At 54.0% G+C, this 3584-nt stretch carries 3 protein-coding genes; all 3 read left to right on the forward strand.

The window, feature by feature from the left end; genetic code table 11:
* Positions 1 to 135: 135 nt before the first annotated feature.
* Complete coding sequence (locus tag WCS52_19340) at positions 136 to 936, forward strand: hypothetical protein (GenBank protein ID MEI6169343.1); 801 nt, start codon at positions 136 to 138, stop codon at positions 934 to 936.
* Between the two features lie 48 nt (positions 937 to 984).
* Positions 985 to 1800 carry a hypothetical protein gene (locus tag WCS52_19345; protein MEI6169344.1) on the forward strand — a complete coding sequence of 272 codons (816 nt, stop codon included), beginning with the start codon at positions 985 to 987 and terminating at the stop codon, positions 1798 to 1800.
* Positions 1801 to 2088: 288 nt separating this feature from the next.
* Positions 2089 to 3584 (forward strand): YXWGXW repeat-containing protein (locus WCS52_19350; protein ID MEI6169345.1); only part of this gene is annotated, 1496 nt, incomplete at its 3' end.

Genomic DNA, 3584 nt, shown 5'->3' on the forward strand with positions numbered 1-3584 from the left:
ATTTCAGCGAAAACCGAAAAACTCTTACGAGCGAAACATTAACTTAGTAGAATTACACTGATTTATAGCTCAGAATAGCGGGCACCGTCTTGGCAAAACCTGGGAATTGAGATTTTTTTAGAAAGACAATTGAATATGTCAAAATCTTACCAAACTACCGCCGTCATTTTCCTTGATATTATGGGGACAAAGGATAGGACTACGTTCGACGAGAAGTATGCTGTTCACCAAATATTTCATGAAGAGGTGAAGAATAATGAGGCACGAAAGGCCACAACGCCTCATGTAATCCATACCCGCATTCTCCGGAGCTTTTCGGACTGTGCGTTTATCCTTTATACCTACAAGGAGGGCATTCAGAATAATCGGAAAGACGATTTAAACCTGATGTATATCGCACTTTATAACACTTCGCTATCAATCATCAGAATTGTGAATTCTGGGTTTTTAGTTAGGGGAGGGGCGTGCCTTGGAGATGCGTTTATCGACAGTCTCGGTTTTTTTGGCCCCACTATCGAGGATGCCTACGATCTGGAATCCAGTAAGACGAAAGCCATTTACCCCAGAATTATATTAAGCGAAGAGCTGGGAAGACGCTTATACGATTGGGAGCGCTCTAAGGAAATGGATGAAACCGCATCACTACTATTCACCAGCATACCACGATTGATCTTGAAGGATGAGGATGGTTGGTATTACCTAAATATATTCTACCAGCTAGAAATGTCCGGATCTCTGCATTTTGGAACAATCGAATACACGCTTGATGCAACTATAGAAGCGGTCGGCGCTGTGATATTAAGGACCGAACAAAAGCATCATGGTAACACATGTATTATGAGAAAGATGAATTGGATGCGTAAATTTACTGCTAATGCGACGCTTAAAACTAAATCAGGAATATCACCAATCCGAACTTTTGTAGTTGGCGAGTAACAGCAATCCTTGGCAATCTCTTCACTCTGATTCGAAGCTCATAAGCATATGAACAACATTGGCTGGGATCAGCGCTGCGCTAATGCAATTGACTTGATGATCGATTATGTGCAACCTTACGTCACTCCACTTTCAGAAGTGGTAGATAAAGATTGTGGCAGACATTGGGGTTCGGGATCATATTTTAGATATGATGGTAAGGTGTTCTTAATCACAAACGAGCACGTAGCAGCCAAGCTCGTTGACACATCGATTACGCATCAGTTCATGGGGGCCGATCATGTGTTTCGATTCGCGACGCCATTTGTTGCTTGCGATTATCCCTTCGACTTGGCGATATCACGAATAGCTACAGATGTTTGGAGTTACTGTAGTCATTGTGCAGTTCCAATCGAATTTTCGCGTTTTTCTCAATTTCATGAACCAGTTCCGGGTGAATGCTTTTTCACACTTGGATACAGTAATGAACGCTCGGGGTTTCATTTTGGAACATTCGTTGCAAACGGCATTCCTTACCTTACACAAGAGGCTCCAATACCTGATAGCTTGGCAGATCCTTCATACCATTTCTTGCTTCACTATTTGCCCGAGCTCGCGACTCCAACCGTGGCGAACTCGCCGGGACTACCTGCTCCAGATGGATTGAGTGGTTCACTTGTGTGGAACACAAGGTTGGTTGAGAGGATGCTGGCAGGAGAAGAATGGACGCCAAACGACGCAGTGGTGACTGGCATAGTGTGCAGATGGCTTCCTCAGTTTGGAGCGCTTAGGGTCCTAAGGGCTGAACATTTGCATTCTCAGGTCGTTTCATTGTGTGTGGAGCATGGAATGATGGATAACCCTCACCCTGACCCACATGGATGACGGTTGCCACAGTGGATTATCCGATTGCCCAAGGCGACGGACAGGAGAGAGTGCAATCGCAGGGGTTGTCGCCGAGTCGGTAGACATGGGTGGCGGTCAAAGGCAGGGTGTTTTTGAAGGGCGGGACCTTCTCCAGAATAGGCCGATTTTGGGAATCCTTATGGGAGTAAGGATTTTTCGACTGTCGGAACGCAAAACTTTGCAACCACATCCACCGCCCTGCCACGCCGGACGCGCATCGGCTGCCAGACCCTGGCGCTCGTTGCCCTCGGCGGGCTGACTTGGGGCATGCCCATCCACCACGCCGCTGCGGGCGGAGACACAGTAGCCGTTGCCACCGCGCCGGATGCCGATGCCCAAGGAGTGCAAGTGCTCACCCGCGGCCCGGTCCATGAGGCCTTCGCCGGAATAGTCATCTTCAATCCGGAACCGGGCATCGTGGTGCCCAAGGCGCCGCCGGAGGCGATCGAAGAAGTGCCGCCAGGCGAACGCCCGGAAGGCAACAACGTCACCTGGATCCCCGGCTATTGGGCGTGGGATGAGGAACGCACGGATTTCGTGTGGGTCAGTGGCACTTGGCGCGCACTGCCGCCAGGCCGCCAGTGGATGGCCGGCTATTGGGGCGAGACGACCAAAGGCTTCCAGTGGACGTCAGGCTATTGGGCCGACGCCACCACCCGGGAGACGACCTATCTGGCAGCACCGCCCGCGACGGTGGAAGACGGCCCGAATGTGGCGGCACCCTCGGCAGACTATCGTTGGACACCGGGCAACTGGATCTGGAGTGAGGACCGCTATGCCTGGGGCCCGGGCCATTGGGCACGCGGCCGCGCGGACTGGGATTGGAGTCCGTCCCATTATGTGTGGACGCCACGCGGATATATCTTCGTGGACGGCTACTGGGATTACCCGGTGAATCGCCGCGGCTCGTTGTTTGCGCCGGTGTACTTCAACTCAGGAGTGTATTCCCAATCCGGCTATTCCTACTCGCCGGCAATCGCCATCGATCTGGCGGTCTTCGCCGAGGCGCTGTTCCTGCGCCCTCACTACAACCACTACTATTTCGGCGACTACTATGATAACAGCTATCAGCAGAACGGATACTATTCCGCCTATGCCTACCAATCCAGCAGCCTGGGCTATGACCCCATCTATTCCCAACAGCGCTGGCAGCATCGCCAGGACAAGGGATGGGACAGCCGCATGGCAGCGTCCTACCAATATCGCCAGGCCAACGTCAGCGCCCGCCCCCCTCGCACCTGGAGCGCCCAGCAAGCCATCTCCAGCACCTCGAGCTTCAAACAGGGCAGCATGCTGGTGGCCACGCCACTGACCCAAATGGCCAGCCGCAAAAACAGCGGTGTCAGGTACCAGCCAGTCACCAAGGTGGAACAACAGGCGCTCAGCCAGCGCAGCCAGCAAGTGGGAGTGGCCAGCACCCAGCGCCGCACGCAGGAAGCCAAAGGCACCAGCACTGCCGCGCTCAAACCCGGGGAACTCATGGCCCCTAGCAAAGTCGAGCACGCCCGGTCCCCGATTGTGGCGAAGGCACCGAGCCAGTTGGGCAAAGGCAATGCACCGCCCGCTGCCCAACGGCCGGCCAAAGCCGCAGCTGCCGGCACCCCCACCCCGCGCCAGCCAATTCCCGGTGCCACCAACCCGGCGGGCGCAGCGCCCAATGCCGCGGCAACCCCGGGCAACAAACAAGCACTGCCCGAACCCCGCAAGCCCGCGGCCACTCCAGGCAACAAACAGACACCGCCGGAACCCCGCAATGGCACGGC

This window comes from bacterium (assembly GCA_037128595.1).
Classification (GTDB): Bacteria; Verrucomicrobiota; Kiritimatiellia; order CAIKKV01; family CAITUY01; genus JAABPW01.